Source organism: Achromobacter seleniivolatilans (assembly GCF_030864005.1).
Classification (GTDB): domain Bacteria; phylum Pseudomonadota; class Gammaproteobacteria; order Burkholderiales; family Burkholderiaceae_B; genus Achromobacter; species Achromobacter seleniivolatilans.
On sequence record NZ_CP132976.1, the window covers coordinates 1,511,074 to 1,528,541 of the forward strand.

Annotated in this window: 16 protein-coding genes; 9 read left to right on the forward strand and 7 right to left on the reverse strand. The window is 62.4% G+C overall.

All coding sequences use genetic code 11. The features are described from left to right. The first annotated feature begins 121 nt into the window (after nucleotides 1–121). Entirely contained in the window at nucleotides 122–1,162 is a 1,041-nt protein-coding gene (locus RAS12_RS06785; protein ID WP_306946526.1) for a DNA-binding protein, read from the forward strand. Between the two features lie 206 nt (nucleotides 1,163–1,368). On the opposite strand, the gene RAS12_RS06790 is transcribed toward RAS12_RS06785, so the two are convergent. Beyond that, nucleotides 1,369–1,554, reverse strand: coding sequence for a hypothetical protein (locus RAS12_RS06790; RefSeq protein WP_306946528.1), 186 nt, complete (start codon nucleotides 1,552–1,554; stop codon nucleotides 1,369–1,371). A gap of 314 nt (nucleotides 1,555–1,868) precedes the next feature. Between RAS12_RS06790 and ydiK the strand changes: the two genes are divergently transcribed. From ydiK to RAS12_RS06805, 3 genes are all read left to right on the forward strand, one after another. Beyond that, nucleotides 1,869–2,993 carry an AI-2E family transporter YdiK gene (gene ydiK, locus RAS12_RS06795; RefSeq protein ID WP_306946530.1) on the forward strand — a complete coding sequence of 375 codons (1,125 nt, stop codon included), beginning with the start codon at nucleotides 1,869–1,871 and terminating at the stop codon, nucleotides 2,991–2,993. A gap of 143 nt (nucleotides 2,994–3,136) precedes the next feature. Continuing rightward, nucleotides 3,137–3,862, forward strand: a complete 726-nt coding sequence (locus tag RAS12_RS06800) for an RNA pseudouridine synthase (RefSeq protein WP_306946532.1) — start codon at nucleotides 3,137–3,139, stop codon at nucleotides 3,860–3,862. Nucleotides 3,863–4,041: 179 nt separating this feature from the next. After that, nucleotides 4,042–4,980, forward strand: a complete 939-nt coding sequence (locus RAS12_RS06805) for a S66 peptidase family protein (RefSeq protein WP_306951341.1) — start codon at nucleotides 4,042–4,044, stop codon at nucleotides 4,978–4,980. A gap of 54 nt (nucleotides 4,981–5,034) precedes the next feature. Here the strand turns inward: RAS12_RS06805 and RAS12_RS06810 are convergent, their stop codons facing one another. The 4 genes from RAS12_RS06810 to RAS12_RS06825 all read right to left on the reverse strand — a co-directional run bounded on the left by RAS12_RS06810 (nucleotide 5,035) and on the right by RAS12_RS06825 (nucleotide 7,791). Further along, nucleotides 5,035–6,084 carry an LLM class oxidoreductase gene (locus RAS12_RS06810; protein ID WP_306946535.1) on the reverse strand — a complete coding sequence of 350 codons (1,050 nt, stop codon included), beginning with the start codon at nucleotides 6,082–6,084 and terminating at the stop codon, nucleotides 5,035–5,037. Nucleotides 6,085–6,105: 21 nt separating this feature from the next. Further along, nucleotides 6,106–6,744 (reverse strand): glutathione S-transferase family protein, encoded by a 639-nt coding sequence (locus tag RAS12_RS06815; protein ID WP_306946538.1) that lies wholly within the window; start codon nucleotides 6,742–6,744, stop codon nucleotides 6,106–6,108. Between the two features lie 112 nt (nucleotides 6,745–6,856). After that, nucleotides 6,857–7,330, reverse strand: coding sequence for a hypothetical protein (locus RAS12_RS06820; protein WP_306946541.1), 474 nt, complete (start codon nucleotides 7,328–7,330; stop codon nucleotides 6,857–6,859). Next, on the reverse strand, nucleotides 7,327–7,791 hold the full coding sequence (locus RAS12_RS06825; protein ID WP_306946543.1) for an Rrf2 family transcriptional regulator: 465 nt from the start codon (nucleotides 7,789–7,791) through the stop codon (nucleotides 7,327–7,329). The genes RAS12_RS06820 and RAS12_RS06825 overlap by 4 nt, the downstream gene beginning before the upstream one ends. 184 nt (nucleotides 7,792–7,975) lie before the next feature. Here RAS12_RS06825 and metC point away from each other — a divergent pair, with 184 nt between their 5' ends. The 5 genes from metC to pdeM all read left to right on the forward strand — a co-directional run bounded on the left by metC (nucleotide 7,976) and on the right by pdeM (nucleotide 14,982). Beyond that, nucleotides 7,976–9,127, forward strand: a complete 1,152-nt coding sequence (metC, locus tag RAS12_RS06830; protein ID WP_306946545.1) for a cystathionine beta-lyase — start codon at nucleotides 7,976–7,978, stop codon at nucleotides 9,125–9,127. Between the two features lie 90 nt (nucleotides 9,128–9,217). Further along, the gene (locus RAS12_RS06835) at nucleotides 9,218–10,222 is read left to right on the forward strand and encodes a ligase-associated DNA damage response exonuclease (RefSeq protein ID WP_306946549.1); all 1,005 of its coding nucleotides are present in this window, start codon (nucleotides 9,218–9,220) and stop codon (nucleotides 10,220–10,222) included. Between the two features lie 20 nt (nucleotides 10,223–10,242). Beyond that, the gene (locus tag RAS12_RS06840; RefSeq protein WP_306946550.1) at nucleotides 10,243–11,847 is read left to right on the forward strand and encodes an ATP-dependent DNA ligase; all 1,605 of its coding nucleotides are present in this window, start codon (nucleotides 10,243–10,245) and stop codon (nucleotides 11,845–11,847) included. Next, nucleotides 11,844–14,306: a ligase-associated DNA damage response DEXH box helicase gene (locus RAS12_RS06845; RefSeq protein WP_306946551.1), complete on the forward strand. Its 2,463-nt coding sequence runs from the start codon at nucleotides 11,844–11,846 to the stop codon at nucleotides 14,304–14,306. Before RAS12_RS06840 ends, RAS12_RS06845 begins: the two co-directional genes overlap by 4 nt. Continuing rightward, nucleotides 14,290–14,982: a ligase-associated DNA damage response endonuclease PdeM gene (gene pdeM / locus RAS12_RS06850; protein ID WP_306946552.1), complete on the forward strand. Its 693-nt coding sequence runs from the start codon at nucleotides 14,290–14,292 to the stop codon at nucleotides 14,980–14,982. Before RAS12_RS06845 ends, pdeM begins: the two co-directional genes overlap by 17 nt. Here the strand turns inward: pdeM and RAS12_RS06855 are convergent. Continuing rightward, nucleotides 14,979–15,854 carry an SAM-dependent methyltransferase gene (locus tag RAS12_RS06855; protein WP_306946554.1) on the reverse strand — a complete coding sequence of 292 codons (876 nt, stop codon included), beginning with the start codon at nucleotides 15,852–15,854 and terminating at the stop codon, nucleotides 14,979–14,981. The two genes, pdeM and RAS12_RS06855, sit on opposite strands and share 4 nt — an antisense overlap. A 74-nt stretch (nucleotides 15,855–15,928) precedes the next feature. Further along, on the reverse strand, nucleotides 15,929–17,284 hold the full coding sequence (locus RAS12_RS06860; RefSeq protein ID WP_306946556.1) for an APC family permease: 1,356 nt from the start codon (nucleotides 17,282–17,284) through the stop codon (nucleotides 15,929–15,931). Nucleotides 17,285–17,468: the final 184 nt, after the last annotated feature.

Sequence of the window (17,468 nt, forward strand, 5' to 3'; positions counted from 1 at the left end):
TGTTATATATTCATATGTATGCTGTATGATATATAACACTACATCCAAATTACTCACGATAAGATTCCATTATCGTGAGTAATTAAGCAGTCAATCTACAAAAAATCAGGAAGACGCGGCCATGGCCACAGGAATTACCGAAACCGATGTTTGGACCGCCGCCGATGCCTTGCTGCTGGAAGGCGCCCGCCCGACCATCGAGCGGGTGCGCCAGAAGATCGGGCGAGGCTCGCCCAACACCGTCAGTCCGCACCTGGAAACCTGGTTTCGCGCCTTGGGCGCCCGAATCAAAGACCCCGGCGCCTTTGCGGCCGCTCCAGCCATCCCAGACCCCATCACGCTGGCCGCCACCCATCTCTGGGAAACCGCCCTGGCCGAAGCTCGGGCCGAACAGGCGGCGTCCTATCGCCAGCGATGGCAAGAGCTGGCAGAAGAGGGCGAACGCTTGGCCACCGATGCCGAACAATTGCAGCAACGCGAAATCCAGCTTGAGCATCGAGCGCAGGACCTGCAAGAAGGGCTACGAATCGCCACCGCCCAACTGGCTGCCACAGAAGACCGCCTGCGCGCCGCAGAACTGCAATTACGCCAGCGGGACGAACAACTCAAGCAGAGCCAAGTCGCGCTGGAGGATGCCCGCAGCGCGGTTCAGACCTTGCTGACGGAGGCCGAAAAGATGCGCAGCTTGCACGCCCAGGCCCTGGAAGCGCAGGAATCCCGCCATGCGTCCCATGAGCGGCGCTGGTTAAATGAGCTGGACGGTGAACGGACTGCCGCAAAAAAGTTGCAGCTCAGGATCGACGAGGCCCAGATAGCCAACCAGCGGCAAGTGGCGCAGTTGCAAACAAGCCTTTCTGACGCCCAAGATGGAAAACGCGCCGCGGAGCAGGGCGCGCAGGCCTTGCGCAACGAGGCCGGAGCCAAGCAGGCTCAGTACGAAGCCAGCCTCGCCACTGCTAATGCCACCGTGGTCAGCGCGCAGCAACGTGAGCAGGCGCTCGACGCGCGGCTGGCGGCGTCAGACGCGCAAGTTGCTGCCGCCTTGGCGCAACTGCGTCAAAAGGACGAACAGGTTGACGCTTTGACGCGCCATTTGATGGCGCTTGCCCAGCAAGAGCGGGCCGCTAGCGCCGCGGCGCAACATCCACCCGGCGCTGCTTGAACGAAGGCCGTCCAAAATCCACCCAACCCGCCTTGGAGTGCGGCCGTCCAAGCTCTGCCGGCCCTATCTTGAACCAATCCGGCTCAACATTCGCCACCCGATGCAGCTGAAAAGAATGATCGCCGGCCATCGAGGGGCCGGCGATCAGGGTCACAACTGCGCGTTATCTTCGTCATGCATCAGCGGCTTGACCGCTGCGGCGAGCGTTAGCGGCCCGGGTACACCCCCTGGAACGGCGTATTGTCGGGTTCGCCGAAATTGTCCGCGTGGTAGTTGGCCTGGTCTTGCATAGCGCTGCTTGAGCGCGGCTTGCTGGAACTGTATGAGGTGGGCGCGGTGCATCCAGCCAACAGAAAAACCAGCAATACGCCAGCGGTGGAAAGAAGCTTCATGGCATGCCTCCAAAGAGATGCCTGCCGGAAATGCGGCTACCGGATCAGTCCGGCGCAGCCGCCATCCGTTTCCGGCGATGCGACTCGCACCCGGATGCGGGCGCGGGAAGTCCGGCAGTCGAATCGGCCGGATTGCTTATGCCCGTAAAAGGGCATGGGACCATGCCAGCAAGCCGCGTGCCGCAGTCTTCACACTGGGCCGCGTGAATTTCGGATAAATTCGCGTCAGGACCGCATCTGCGTCGATGGCCGGGCAATTGCCCGGGCGCAGCGATGCGTCCATTTAAGGCGCCCAGCCTACTCAGGAGCCGCGGGTGAATACTCGTCCCACAGTTGATCTAGCCCGCGTGCTGCTTGTCATCGTCATACTTTCCGCTTTGATGATCGGCAGCCTGTACATATTGCGCCCCTTTTTGCCAGGGTTGATCTGGGCAACGACCATCGTCGTCGCGACCTGGCCGGTGTTGCTGGCCATTGAACGCCGTTGCGGCGGACGCCGTTGGGCCGCCACGGGGGTGATGCTGATCATTCTGCTGTTTGTCATTGTATTGCCGCTGTACCAGGCCATCTCCACATTGGCCCTGCATGGCACCGCGATCATGGCGGCGGTCAAAAGCCTGCCTGACTATGCGTTGTTGGCCCCGCCCAAATGGCTCAGCAGCATCCCGGTAGCCGGCCCGCGCATTACCCAGGAATGGCAGACCCTGTCCGATGCTGGCGCCGGCGGCTTATTGGCGCGGATGGAACCCTATTTGACCGAAGCCGCTCGCTGGTTGCTCAGCCACGCCGCTATCGTCGGTGTGTTCGTGATGCATATGCTGATCACGATCGTCATTGCCGGCATTCTTTACAGCCAGGGCGACATGGCGGCGGATTTGGCCAAGCGCTTTTCGAATCGTCTGGCCGGCCCGCGTGGCGTCGCCGCGGTTCGCCTGGCTGGCGCTGCTATTCGCGCAGTCGCACTGGGGATTGTGGTGACGGCAGTAGTGCAGTCCGCATTGGGCGGCATCGGCCTATGGATCGCAGGGGTGCCTGCCGCCGGTATCCTGACGGCGCTGATGGTGATGCTGTGTCTGGCGCAGTTGGGCCCGTTGCTGCCCATGTTGGGCGGCGCCGCCTGGCTCTTTCAGAACGATATGAAGGTGGCTGCGATCTTGCTGGTGATCTGGGCGCTGGTGGTCGCCATGCTGGACAACCTGCTGCGGCCGATGCTGATCAAACGCGGCGTGAATTTGTCGCTGCTGCTGATTCTGTCTGGCGTGTTGGGCGGGATGTTTGCCTTCGGCATCGTCGGTCTATTCATTGGTCCGGTGATCCTGGCTGTGACGTTTACGCTGCTCAAGGCATGGATAGAAGAGGTGCCACCGCCCAGCAATACCGTTGAGATTCCGGCGCAGCCGGAAGCCGCAGTTGCCAGCCCGCCGATAGAAAAGGCGTAACATCTGTCTGATGTGGCGGGCTGACAGCCCGCTTTTTTACACCCCCCGGCAATACCCATGACGATGCACCCGCTTGTGCTGGCTGACAGCACACCCCATTTCCATTCCCCCCAGGCTCTGTCCGCACACTTGGCGGTGGCGCGATGAGCGAAAGCGAACGCTTGGCCAAGCGGCTGGCCACTGAACAGTCCTGCTCACGCGGTGATGCCGAACGCTATATAGAAGGCGGTTGGGTAGCCGTAGACGGAAAGACCGTGGAAGAACCCGGCTTCCGGGTTGGGGCCAAGCAAACCATTACCTTGTTGCCCGGCGCAAAACTGGAAGACATGCGGCCCGTGACGGTGCTGCTGCACAAGCCCGTCGGCGTGTACGCCAATGACGAGCCCGGTTCGGCCCGAGACCTGATCGTGCCCAAGAACCTGCTGCCGGGCGACCGCTCCAATCAGCGTTACTTGAAGCGCATGTTCAACGGTCTGAAACTGGTTACGCCGCTGGAACGCGCGGCCAGCGGACTGGTGATCTACACGCAGGAATATCCGGTAGCCCGCAAGCTGGTAGAAGAAGGCCGGCACGTTGAGCAGGAATACGTGGCGCAGGTCACGGGCCAATTGAGCGAAGGCGATCTGGCCCGGTTGCAGCGCGGCATGTCCTATGAAGGACGCGCCGCCACGCCCATGAAGGTTAGTTGGCAGAACGAAACCCATCTGCGCTTTGCGTTGAAGACGCCAATGCCCGGTTTTATTGAATATGTCTGCGACACCGCGGGTCTGCAATTGCAGGCCTTGCGCCGCATTCGGATAGGGCGGCTGCCCATGGCGGGGCTGACAGCAGGGCAATGGCGCTATCGCCTGGAATACGAACGGTTTTGACAACGCCTGGCAAGCCAATGATCCGCAACGAGACCGGCCGCAGAGACTTCCTGAAACAGACGGGCGCCCTGTGTTTGTCGGCGTTGGCACTGAGCGGCTGCGCAAGCCGCGCGCCCAGCCTGAATCAGGGCGCATCCAGGGTATCGTCCGCGTCCTCGCACGGCGCTGGGGCGGCGCCCGTGCCAGCCTTGCGCCCGGGCGGCCGCGTCGCCATCGTGGCGCCGGCATCCGCCGGGCGTGACGCCAGCGATGAGGCGGCCGAGTGGCTGGAGGCACGCGGTTTTGTGGCGCAGGTCATGCCCGCCACACGTGCCCGCATGGACTCGCCCTATGACTATCTCGCGGGCAGCGATGCGGACCGGCTGGCTGATTTGCATGCTGCGTTTGCCTCGCCCGATGTGGGCGCCGTGTGGTGTCTGCAAGGTGGATTTGGGTCCTGGCGCTTGTTGAGCCAGCTGGATTTTGCGCTGTTGCGCAAGCATCCCAAGCCCTTCATTGGCTATAGCGACATCACCGCACTGCATCTGGCAATGCAACGCCACGCAGGATTTGTCACCTTTCACGGGCCGATGCTGGCGCAAGACCTTTTGGCTGGAAAGCGCGAACCTACGGAATCGCATTTACTGGCCATGGTGACGGGCCAAGTGGGGAAGGGGGCATGGATCAGTCCGACGCCGGATGCGATGCCGACCGAACTGATCCCGGGCGTGGCAAGTGGCCGGCTGATCGGAGGCAATCTGGCGCTGATCTCTGCGCTGATGGGGTCTCCGAACGAAATAGATACCCGTGACTCCATCCTGTTCATCGAAGACGTAAACGAAGCGGTGCCGCGTATCGACCGGCTGCTGGGCCAGTTGGCCGCGGCGGGCAAGTTCGATGGCGTCAAGGGCGTCCTGGTAGGGAACTTCACGCGTTTGGGCGTGCAGATGGACGAGGCGCAGGCCCAAGGTCTGGTGTATCCGCTGGTCTTGGAACAATTTCGGGCGCGCGGTATTCCCGTGCTGGGCGGCTGGCCCAGTGGGCACGGCGACCCGAACCTGACGCTGCCGCTTGGCGCGCGCGTCACGCTGGACACTGGCCGCGGCGCGTTGCGGCTGGATCAGGCGGTGGCGGTCTAAGCGCCTGATTTTGTTCAAGTCAGGGAAACCTGCTGCCCCGCGCCGACGGCCGCTTCACCATTTCTGGGTCAATGGCGCGACTTCCTGGTTAGCCGGAAACAAGGGCAGCACATACTCCGCAAGCTCCTGAATGACTTCGGCCGCTGGCCGTTGCGAGAACTGGATGCCCAATGCCGCATGGTTGACGCCAGCGTCATTCCATTCGCGCAGCAGCTCAATCAGCCCATTGCGCCCTGTGCGCAGAACATATCCGCCATTGATCGGGGTGCGCGGATGGTCGGGCTGCTCCACCAGATCCAGCCATTCGTTCGTGATGTGAGGCCGGAATCCGCCGTCTGGAATCAGGTTGCGCCACGCCTGGATCTTGCTGGCCAGGCGGCGCGGTCCCAATACATTCTGAGTAGATTCTGGATAGGTGAGCCAACCATCGGCTTGCTCGGCAATCCAGTCCAGCGATTGTCGGCTGGACCCCGTGACCATCAATGGAATCCTTCCCGTGGCGGGTTGGGGCAGCAGTTCTACGTCGGCCATGGAACCCAAGGGGGTAGTGATCGCGTGACGTCCCGGCCGCAACAATTGCCGAACGTGGTCAACCGTCTGCGCAAACCGGTCTCCACGATTTTCGTGCTGCAAGCCATAGGCGGGAAACTCCACGGCTCGGTCGCCCGATGCGATACCCATTACCAGGCGGCCGCCGGATAGCGTATCGATCGTCGCCGCCGCCTTGGCCAGATCGATGGGATGCCGCAGCGAAAAAATCGCGCTTCCCGTGGCCAATGCCACGCGTCGCGTTCGCGCCGCCAGATATGCGAGGTACGTGAAGGGGTCAAACACTTGGCCGGCGTCGCCAAAGCGCGTGTCATACAGCGGCACATCACGTACCCAGGTGGCGGCAAAGCCGTAGTCATCGATCCGCTGGACCAAGTCCGTTTGCCCGCTAAGAACCTCCATGTCTCCCTGGTAGAAGCGCAGGGGAAGGAAGATTCCGATGGTAAGGGCATCTTCCTGGAACATGCGCCAGTATCCCGGATGATTCGCGAAAGCCGCAGAAGAGGCTCCCTTGCACAGGGGCTGATAAGTCATTTCAAGGGTTTGATCATTCATGTTGGGTGCGTGTTTGAAGTCTCAGGGGCCAATAGCCGGCGCCGGCAGCGAGATGCCCCGCTGTACGGCGGGCCTGGCGTCGACGCGCTCGTACCAAGCGGTCAAATGGCGGAATGCCGAGAAATCAAAGTGAATGATCCTAGCGATGTGCATCCATCCGAAGGTAGCGATGTCCGCGATTGAAAAGTCTGTGCCCGCCAACCAGTCTCTGCTGGCCAATTGCTGATCCAGGGTGCGAAAGCCGTCTTCGCTCAACCGTCTATAGCGTTCAATGGCGGGCGGGTAGGGCTCGGGGGCAAACATCTCGAAATGGACCCGCTGGCCCAAAATGGGCCCGGCGCTAGAGGCATGAAACATCAGCCACTTGATGGCATCCCAGCGCGCCGGCCCCGAGGCCGCCAGCAATCGGCCAGTCTTGTCCGCCAGATACAGCAGGATGGCCGCTGATTCAAACAGCGTAATGCCTTGCTGCGGGTCAAGCAGCACGGGGATGCGGCCGTACGGATTGAGCGCCAGGAATTCAGGGCTGCGGTTTTCGCCCTGATCGACTTTGACGTGATGAAGGGTGTACGGAATGCCCAGTTCTTCCAAGGCTATCGTTGCCTTGAAACCATTGGGAGAGCTGTCGGTGTACAGAACCAGCTCAGAGCGATTCAACATGGGCTCTCACTTCTAGAATTAGATTTACTAAATTGGCGTCTCTGCAAGAAGCCAAATTCTAGGTAATGGGAGCCGACTGTTAAAAGCGATTTATCCTGCTCGTAGACATTAGCTAATCTATATTCTTAGTGTCCGCGCTTTTCTTCACAACGCGCTGCAAGCGGCGCACGTGGCTGCCTACTGCCCGCCAGTTCCAGGTATCCGGCGGATCGAACTCCGGATACTGCGGCACCCACGTGTTTGCACGCGTCTCGGAATTGGCAGAAATGCGAATGCCGGCCGCTTGCACCTGGACCGAGATCAGCCCCCAGCCTTCCCAGGTATAGCGCAGCGTGTGCCCAGGTACGGCATCGGGTTTCAGGTGTATTGTCTTGCGGCATGCCCGGCCCAGCATGTCGGGATACACCACATAGAAGTACGCCATGCCGCGTGCAGCGGCGATTTTTTCTTCTATGAATGCGGCAAGCGCATCGGCCGACGCGAATTGCATCGGCTCGCAGTCCAGGGCCGAGTAGGCTTCCAGGACCTGCGCGCCTGGCTTGGCAAAGATGGCATCGGCCAGCGGCCGGATTGTCGCTGCGGTCATGCTTTGTGCGCCGCCGATACCGTACAAACACGTCCATGTTTCACGCGCCGAGCATGAAAATCGGTGCTTAACGCGGCCAGCGTAACGCCGCCAAATCGCGCGAGCAACAGCGCTTCCGCGTCTTCGAAGGCGCCGGTCAGCGCCGCGTTCACGGACGCTTCAACCAGGCACTCGGTGGATTCGCTGCGGTTACCCATGGCAAAAATCTCTGGCGACCCAAGCGCTTCATAGATGTCACGCAAGGTCACCGTGTTGAAGTCGCAAGAAATCGTCCAGCCGCCGCCATGGCCCTTTTCAGAGTGCACCAAGCCTTGGTCGCGCAGGCCCGCCATGATGCGTCGAATGACGACGGGGTTGGTCTGCATCAGCTTGCTCAGGTCTTCGGACGTCATGGGGCCCGTGGACTCGGCCATATGAAGGAGAACGTGGAGTACGCCGGAAAGTTTGCTGTCTCTTCTCATGCAACGGATCGTATTGCATGAGCTTTCCCACGGTCAAACGGGATACTGAGCCGGCGTCAAATAATCCGGCCGGGTTGCGCCTTAAAGGGCGGTTCTTCTGTTGAGCTAATCATATAAAACGCAGACACTGGCGTGGTTCCCGCGCGTCCTCCGCATTCAACCTTGAGCACAGCTAAAACAGTAGATGAAACCTACCAGCAAAGTGAATAGAGATTTCGCCAGCCTTTCGCCGGCAGTACAGCGTGGTTCGACGGTCGTGTTCGATTCCATCGCCGACTTCGTCAATCGTGCGGACCGTCAGCCAGACGGCTATAACTATGGGGTAACCGGCACACCCACGGCGCGTCTGCTTGAAGACCGTATCGCCCTGCTTGAAGGCGGGCGCCATTGCGTGGTTGCGCCGTCGGGCGCGGCGGCGTTGATGACAGTGCTGATGAGCTTTGTGCGCGGCGGCGACCATCTCCTGCTTTCCGCAGCAAGTTATGGGGCGCTGAAAAGCTTTGGCCAGAATTGGCTGGCGCACATGGGCGTCCAGGTCGAACAATACGACCCTGCAATCGGAGCCCAGATCGAGGCGCAGATCCTTCCGAATACGCGCATGATCTGTATCGAAGCGCCCGGAAGCATCACCATGGAAATGTCGGACGCGCCGGCGATTGCCCATGTTGCCCGCCGCCATGGCGTGCTGACGATGATGGATAACACCTGGGCCAGCCCCTTGGGCTTTCAGCCGCTGGCGCATGGCGTGGATTTCAGTGTCGAGGCCGCAACCAAGTTCTTCGGCGGCCATTCCGATGTACTGATGGGCACGATCAGCATGAACGACGCCGGGCACTATGCCGCCGTACGTGAAACCCAGAACACCTTGGGCCAGCAAGTCAGCCCTGACGACTGCTTTCTGGTGCTGCGCGGCCTTGAAACCTTGAGCCTGCGCGTACGCGCTCAAAGCGAAGCCACCTTGCGGATCGCCGAGTGGCTGCAAGGCCAGCCCCAAGTTGATCGCTTGCTGTACCCGCCGCTGCCATTTGACGCAGGCCACGCCGTGTGGAAGCGAAACTTCACGACCAACGGCTGCCTGTTCTCGATGTTGCTCAAACCCGGTCCCGACGCGGCCTTCCACAGCTTTTTCAACACCTTGAGCCAGTTTGCCATTGGCGCAAGCTGGGGCGGCGTCCACAGCCTGGCGGCGTTTTATCCCGCCGCAATGCAAGCCGCGCGCGACTGGCCGGCCACAGATCAACCGGTAGTTCGCTTGTCGATCGGGCTGGATGACGTGGACGTGCTTAAAGACGACTTGCGCGCCGCGCTCCGCGCCTACCAACAGCAGGCGGGTTAGCTTGGCGGGTAACGCCAGCGCAGGCTTCGCGGTATAACGATGAGGTTCACCCGCGGCGTGTTTCGCGTCGCGCCGGATTGGGAGCCTCCCATGCGCGACATCGTTCAACTGCGTCCCGAAGGACTGTATTGCCCGGCCGGGCAGTTCTACATTGATCCGTGGCGCCCGGTAGCCACCGCCGTGCTGACCCACGGGCACGGGGACCATGCCCGCGTCGGCATGGGCTGTTATCACACCAGCGCCGAAGGGCTGCCAATTTTGCAATGGCGCCTGGGCGCCCAGGACTACCGTGCCCATGAGTACGGCGAGCCCTTTACCTTGGGCGGCGCACGCGTGTCCTTGCATCCCGCTGGCCACGTTCTGGGATCTGCACAGGTCCGCATTGAAGCAGAAGGGCAGGTCTGGGTGGTTTCTGGCGACTACAAGCGCCAGCCCGATCCCACGTGCAGCCCCTTTGAAGTCGTCGCCTGCGACACGTTCATCACCGAAGCGACGTTTGGCCTGCCAATTTACCGCTGGCCCAGTGCTGCGGACGTTGCGCGCGATATCGTGCAATGGCGTGACCATTGTGCTGCACGCGGCGAAACCGCCATTCTGTATTGCTACGCGCTGGGTAAAGCGCAGCGCGTGTTGGCCGAATTGAAGCCGGTAATTGACCGGCCCGTTTATTTACATGGCGCCATCGCCGCCGGAGTGGACGTCTACCGCCGGGCGGGAATCGACATGGCCGACACTCGGCTGGTGATAGACGCGGATGCAGCGCGCGAGACGCCGGGTACGGGATTTGCTGGGGAACTGGTTTTGGCGCCGCCATCCGCGGCAGGCAGTGCTTGGTTAAGGCGTTTCCGCAAGGCTCAACATGGCTTTGCCTCGGGCTGGATGCGGCTGCGGGGCAACCGCCGGCGGCGCAATATGGACCGCGGTTTTGTCGTATCGGATCACGCGGACTGGCCGGACCTCCTGCGCACCATACGCGAGACCGGGGCGCGCCGGGTCATAGCCACTCATGGAGACACTGACGCGCTGGTGCGCACCCTGAACGATGCCGGCGTGGCCGCCGAAACGCTGGCCACGCAATATGGCGAGGATGATTAGAGCCAACTCAAACCCCACGTATGCAGCGATTCGCAGCGCTTTATCAGGAACTGGACCGTAGCACCGCCACCTTGGATAAGCGAGCGGCCTTGGTTGCGTATTTTCGCCACGCGCAACCACGCGACGCCGTTTGGGCGCTGTACTTGCTGGCGGGGGGCAAAGTATCCAATGCGCGGCGCAAGATCGCAGGGGTAGCCGAACTGCGCGCTTGGGCTGCCGCCGCGTCAGAAACCGCGCCGTGGCTGCTGGACGCCAGCTACGACCAAGTGGGTGATCTGGCCGAAACCCTGGCGCTGCTGATGCCTGACCCGATGCAGCCTGCGCCGCAGCGCGGTCTGGCTGACTGGATCGAAGACGTCTTGCTCCCCACCGCCAATCAGGACGAGGCCACTCGACGCGAGGTCATCGTCACCGCCTGGCTGGGCTTACCCTTTGACGAACGGCTGGTCTTCAACAAATTGTTGACCGGCGCACTGCGTGTAGGCGTATCGCAACGCATGGTGCAGCAGGCCTTGGCGGAAATGTCAGGGGTGCCGATTGCACGGATTGCGCAACGCATGTTGGGCGCCTGGAGCCCCAGCCCCGCCTTTCTACGCGATCTGCTCAGTGCTGAAGAACTGCCGGGAGACCGCCAGCAGCCTTATCCCTTCTTTCTGGCGTCGCCGTTGGAAAGTGATCCTTCGGCGTTGGGCCCCATTGCCGGCTGGTTGGTGGAATGGAAGTGGGACGGCATCCGGGCGCAGTTGATCCGGCGCCAAGGCGAGGTCGCCCTGTGGTCCCGCGGCGAAGAACGGTTGGACGGCCGTTTTCCCGAGGTCGAGGCAGCGGCGGCAAAACTGGATGTGGATTGCGTGCTGGACGGTGAACTGCTGGCCTGGCAAGAGGCGTCCGAAGGGCCGATGCCATTTTCGGCATTGCAAACTCGCATCCAACGTATCAAGCCCGGTCCTAAGTGGCTGGCAGAGGCGCCGGTGCGCATGCTGGCGTATGACGTGCTGGAGATCAACGGCACAGACTTGCGAGAGCTACCCCAAGCCGAACGGCGCCTGCGGCTGGAAGCGCTGCTGCAACGGCATCCCAGCCCAAGCCTTGCGCTGTCGCCATCAATAACCCTGACTGGTTGGAACGAAGCCGCAGCGCTACGCGAGGAGTCGCGTGAACGCGGTGTGGAAGGCTTCATGCTGAAACGCGCCAATGCCGCCTATCAAAGTGGCAGGCGGCGCGGCGATTGGTGGAAATGGAAGATCGACCCGCTAACCATCGATGCCGTGCTGCTGTATGCGCAGTCGGGCCATGGGCGGCGCAGTACGCTCTATACGGACTACACGTTCGGCGTATGGCAGGGCGATACGCTGGTGCCTATCGCCAAGGCCTACTCCGGTCTGGACGACAAGGAGATTCTGGCGCTGGACCGCTGGCTTCGTGCTCATACACGTGAACGGTTCGGGCCTGTGCGTTCGGTGGAACCGGTGCAGGTGTTTGAATTGGGTTTTGAGGGCGTCAACCTATCCAAACGCCATAAATCGGGCATTGCTGTGCGCTTTCCTCGCATTCTGCGTTGGCGGCACGACAAACCGGCGTCAGAGGCCGACCAGCTCGATACGCTCAAGGCGCTGGCGCGATGAGCCCGGGGCGCCGAGGCTGGGATGCGCCGTTGACCGAATGGTTCGCGGCGCGCGGCTGGAAGGCCGCGGCTTTTCAGCGAGAGACGTGGCGCCGGTATCTGGCGGGGGAATCCGGGCTGTTGCATACGCCCACGGGCAGCGGCAAGACGATGGCGGCGTTCGGCGGCCCATTGCTGGAAACGTTGGCAGATTCCGCGCTGCGCCCACTGCCGGCGGGCGCAGGCCCGCGCGTGTTATGGGTGACGCCGCTACGCGCGCTGGCCGCGGATACCGCCCGCGCCCTGACTCAAACTGCGCTGGACCTGAACATAGGCTGGACCGTCGCGCTGCGCACCGGGGACGCCAGTTCACGCGATAAGCGCTTGGCGCGTCAGGGCAAGGCAGACGTGCTCGTGATCACGCCCGAATCGCTGGCGCTGCTTTTGTCTTATCCCGACACGTCGGCGCGCTTTGGAGGTTTGCGCTGCATCGTCGTGGACGAATGGCATGAGCTGCTGGGCAACAAGCGGGGGGTCCTGCTGCAACTGTGCCTGGCGCGTTTGCGGCAGATGTCGCCAGGCGCGCGCACATGGGGTTTGTCTGCCACGCTGGGCAATCTGGAGGAAGCGCGCGCAGTGCTGCTGCCCCATGCGCCTGCCAGCGCGCTGGTCGCGGGGGCTCGGCCTCGCAAGATAACGATTTCTACCCTTTTGCCGCCCGGCAACGGCGCGTTGCCGTGGGCTGGGCACTTGGGTCTGTCGCAGTTGCCAAGAGTGTTCAAGCGCTTGTTCGATGTGCGGGCCAGCCTGGTATTCACCAACACCCGCGCCCAGGCCGAGTTGTGGCACCGCGCATTGGAATCCATCTGGCCCGAAGATCCGTCCACGCTTGCGCTGCACCACGGTTCGCTTGACCCTAAGTTACGGGCGGCGGCCGAGCAAGGCTTGCGCGACGGCAGTGTGCGCTGCGTTGTGGCCACATCCAGTCTGGACCTGGGCGTGGATTTTCCCGCAGTGGATCAGGTCTTGCAGATCGGCAGCCCCAAGGGCGTCGCGCGGCTGTTGCAACGCGCCGGACGCGCCAAGCATCGGCCCGGTGAGTCGGGCCAAGTTATCTGCGTGCCGGCCCAGGCGCTGGAACTGATCGAGTACGCAGCAGCCCGGCAGGCCATCGCGCGGGGCGAGATCGAATCGCGCACGCCGCCACGCGGCAGCTTGGATGTGTTGGCCCAACATGCCGTGACCGTGGCGCTAGGCAGCGGTTTTGACGCGGGCGCGCTATATGAAGAAGTTCGGGGCACACATGCTTATGCCGCGCTGGACCCGGCAACGTGGCAGGCCGTTCTGGATTTCATTGTGCAGGGCGGCCAAGCGCTGGGTAACTATCCAGAGTTTCACCGCGTTGTCCGTGACGAGGACGGACGATATCGCGTGCATGACCGCCGCATCGCCTTGCGTCATCGTCTATCCATCGGCACCATCACGGCGGATGGCGCGGTGTCGGTGAAGTATCTGCGGGGAGGCGGGCTGGGGTCGGTGGAAGAGGGCTTCCTGGCGCGTCTGCGCCCAGGGGACCGCTTCCAATTTGCTGGCCGCACGCTGCAACTTGTGCGGCTGGAAGGCATGGTTGCTTATGTCCGGCGAGCCAAAGGAGGCGATGGGCCTGTCGCCACGTGGCAGGGCGGGCGCATGCCATTGTCTACGCAACTGGCGAAAGAGGTGGAAAGCCTGTACACGCATCCGGGCGCGCATCCTGAAATGCGTGCGGTTGAACCGCTGTTGCGGATTCAGGAGCAGGCCAGCGTGCTGCCCGCGCGTGGACGGCTGGTCGCCGAACGCATTGGCACGCGCCGCGGCATGCACCTGTTCCTGTTTCCCTTTGCCGGCCGCGCGGTGCATGAAGGCATGGCGGCGATGATCGCGTTGCGCTGGGGCCGGCAGCATGCCAATACCTTTTCCTACACCGTGAATGACTACGGCCTGATGTTGACGCTGGCCGAGCCGGCCGCAATTGACGATCGGCTGCTGCGGCAATTGCTCAGTCCGGAAAACATGGCCGACGACCTGCGCCATGGCGTGAACCTGGGCGAACTTGCACGCCGTCAGTTTCGGGAAATTGCGCGCGTGGCGGGTTTGCTGACGCCGTCTTTGCCCGGACGCGCGGCGCGCTCATTGCGTCAAGTGCAGGCATCCAGCGGCTTGCTGTACGACGTGCTGCGCCGCTACGACCCCGGCCATCTGTTGCTGGCGCAGGCAGAGCGCGAAGTGTTTGAGTTCCAGCTGGAAGCCCCCCGGCTGATGGCTGCATTGCAAGATTGCCATGGACGGACGCTAGCGTTATGTGAGCCACAGGCGCTTACCCCCCTGTCATTTCCCTTATGGACGGAAAGCCTGCGCGGCCAGCTCAGTACCGAAACCTGGCAAGCGCGTGTCAAGCGCGCCGCCGCTCAACTGGAGAAGCGCTATGCCCGAGTTGCATGACGGCGCGCTCACCATCACGCTGGCTGGCGAACCGGTAGTGTTGCTGCCTGCACGAGCCATGTATTGGCCAGCGCGGTCTCGCTTGATCATTGCCGATCTGCATTTGGGCAAAAGCCACGTGTTCCGCCGGGCGGGTATCGCCGTGCCGCGAGGCGCCACGCAAGACGACCTGTTGCGCCTGTCGGATCTGGTGGCCGCGACGGGCGCGCGGCAGCTATGGATCGTCGGTGACGTGCTGCACGGGCCTGCATCCCAAGCCGCGTGGCGCGACACCTGGGAACGCTGGCGGCGCCAACACGCGGCGCTTGACGTGGCCGTGCTGATTGGCAATCACGACCGCGCATTGGACGGTGCATCGCTTGGCTTGCACCAATTGGGCGAGGCGCAGGAGGACGGCCCATTCCTGTTCCGCCATGTGCCGCAAGCCGATCCGCAAGGCCGCCATGTCATTGCCGGCCATGTCCACCCCAAGACCCGCGTACCAGGCATACCCCGTAGTTGGCCGGCGTTCTGGCTAAGGCCGGCCGTGACCGTGCTGCCGGCCTTCTCCGAATTCACCGGCGGCTATGCCGTTCAGGCGGGGCAGGGCGATGCGCTGGTCGCGTGCATTGCCGGCCAGACGCTGCCGATCGGCTTGCCTGAACGCGCAACGACGGTTCCAGCGCGCTCGGGTTAAATACGCTTGGCAGACCAGCTGCCCTTGCCGGCAGCGCTGCCGCTCATCGTTCTGCCATTGACCTCGCCGGTGTAGCGGACGCCGCCTGCCGTGAAAGAAATCTTGGCGCCATCCAGACGCGCCTCGGAAATATCCGCGCTGCCTAGCTTGCCGGACAGCATCTGGTAGCGCTGCTCCAGCCGCAGTGTCTGTCCGCCCACATCCCAATTGCCGTCCACCTTCGCGGGCACAATCCACAGCAGCGCGGTGCAGTACGTGGTGCAATCTTTGGTGACGGTTTCGGCCGCGTCTGGCTCCCAGTCTCCCATGCGGAACGTGTTGGATACGACCCGTGTGCCAGGCGGCAATTGGAGCAGAGTCGGACGCAGCTTCTCATTGATGGTCGACAGCAAGAACATGGTGATCACGTCGGCCTTCGACAGATCGGTTTTGAACAAATCTGCCGCCACGAAGGTGGCGCGATCACTGACACCAGCGCGTGCCGCATTGCTGCGCGATAGCTGCACGAGGTCCGGGTTGTATTCGATGCCTTGCGCCGTCAGGCCACGCTGTGCGGCCGTAATCACGGTCCGGCCGTCGCCGGAGCCCAGATCCATCAACCGGTCCTGCGGCGTGACCTTGGCCATGTCCAGCATCTTGTCTACCAGAGACTGAGGCGTTGGCACCCAAATGACATCCTTGCCCTCTTGGCCGACGTCAGGCACGTATTCGCTTTGCGAGGCATGTTGCGAGACAGCTGGTGTGCTGTTCTGCGCGGCTGCATTGGCCGCATAGCCCAAAGACAGCGTCAACGTCGTGGCCAAGGCGAACGCCTGAATCCGCGGCAAGTTCACTTGCTGGCTGCGGCAGAAGGGTTGATTCAATCGTTGCATGATAAGAATTCCTTGTATGAACGGCACCAGGAAGGCCCGTGGACGTGGCTCGCGTCCGGCGGGAAGATCGTGCGTCAGCCAGGGGGCTGTACAGGCTTGAGCCATCGCAGCATGGGGATGCCCGCTGCCAGCACCGCGAGTCCGATCAGCGCACCAGCCCCCGCGTACACGGCGCTGGAATAGACCAGGCCAGCGCAGGTCATCGCCAGCAGCAAGGGGGGCAGGGGATAAAGCGGCACGCGAAAGGGGCGGGGACGGTCAGGATCGCGTTGCCGCAGCCGCCACACCGACGCCGCTACCAGCAGCATGAAAATCCAGAAGACCGGCGCGGTGTACGCAACCATCGTCTGCACGCTGTGCTCGCTGAAGGCGCCCAAGCCCACCAATGCCAGCGTAATCAGGCCTTGAGCGAGCAGGGCGGCGACCGGCGTTTCGCTGCGGGCGCTCCATCCGGATAGCGCACGCAAACGCGGCACATCGCTGCCCAGAGCGTAGTAGACGCGCGCGCCAGTAATGATCGTGCCATTGATGGTGCTTAATGCAGTGGCGCAGATGGTCAGACTAAGCAGGGCCGCCGCGTACGGGCCGGCCGCCAACTGCATGACATCGGCGCCCAGCGCTGGCGTGTCGCGCAGCCCTTGAAGGCCGAAGATCTCCAGCAACGCCAAATTGGTTAATACGTACGCGCCCGTCACCACCACGGTGCCGGTCAGCAACACCCGGCTCATGTTCCGCCCCGGGTTGCGCAGTTCGCCGCTCAGGTACGCGGCCTCGTTCCAACCCCCGTAGGTCAATAGAACGAACACCATGCCCATCCCCATCAACCCGGCAGGACTACCTGCCAGAGCTGCCGGCTCAATAGCCGCTATGGTTTGGCGGGCGCCTGGGCCGGCCAGGCTGGCGATCAACACGGCAGCCAGCGCGACAAGTGTCAGGACCGTAAATACCCATTGCAAGCGCTTGGAGTAACGCGTGCCCACTACGTTTAACGCCGTCAGCGCCACAACGGATATGGCGGCGTGCAAGGCGGGCCCAAAGGCGCCCAGCGGCATCAGACGCTGGGCGTAATCGCCGTAGATATAGGCCACGACGGCGATGGCTCCGGTTTGAATAACGGTGCACCGCGCCCAAGCGAACATCAGGCCGACGCGCGGTCCCCACGCTCGGGTGAGGTACAGATATTCGCCCCCAGCGCCGGGATAGGCGGAGCCAAGTTCCGCGTAGCAAAGGGCGCCCACCAGCATCACGAGGCCCCCGGCGCACCACAGCGCGATATACATGGCTTCAGAGGCCGCATGTTGGGCCACCAAGGGCGGAAAACCGAAGATGCCAATACCGATCACCACGCCGATCAGTACCACCGTGGCATCCATTACCGACAGGCCGGAGGATGCGCGCGTGTCCTTAGCGATATCCAAGGAAGCCGTCATGGCAGCAAGCGTTGCAAAGGAGGGCCAACGGACGCAAGTCGATGAGCGAGTGACAGCATGGATTCGTCTCGGTTTGGTCAGGGCGGCGCAATCACGCCATGCCGGTTGAAAGCCAGCCTGACATTAGGCTGAACATAAACCGACCGATTCGGAACGCAAAAGGTTCCTGCGGGTATTCCCTTGC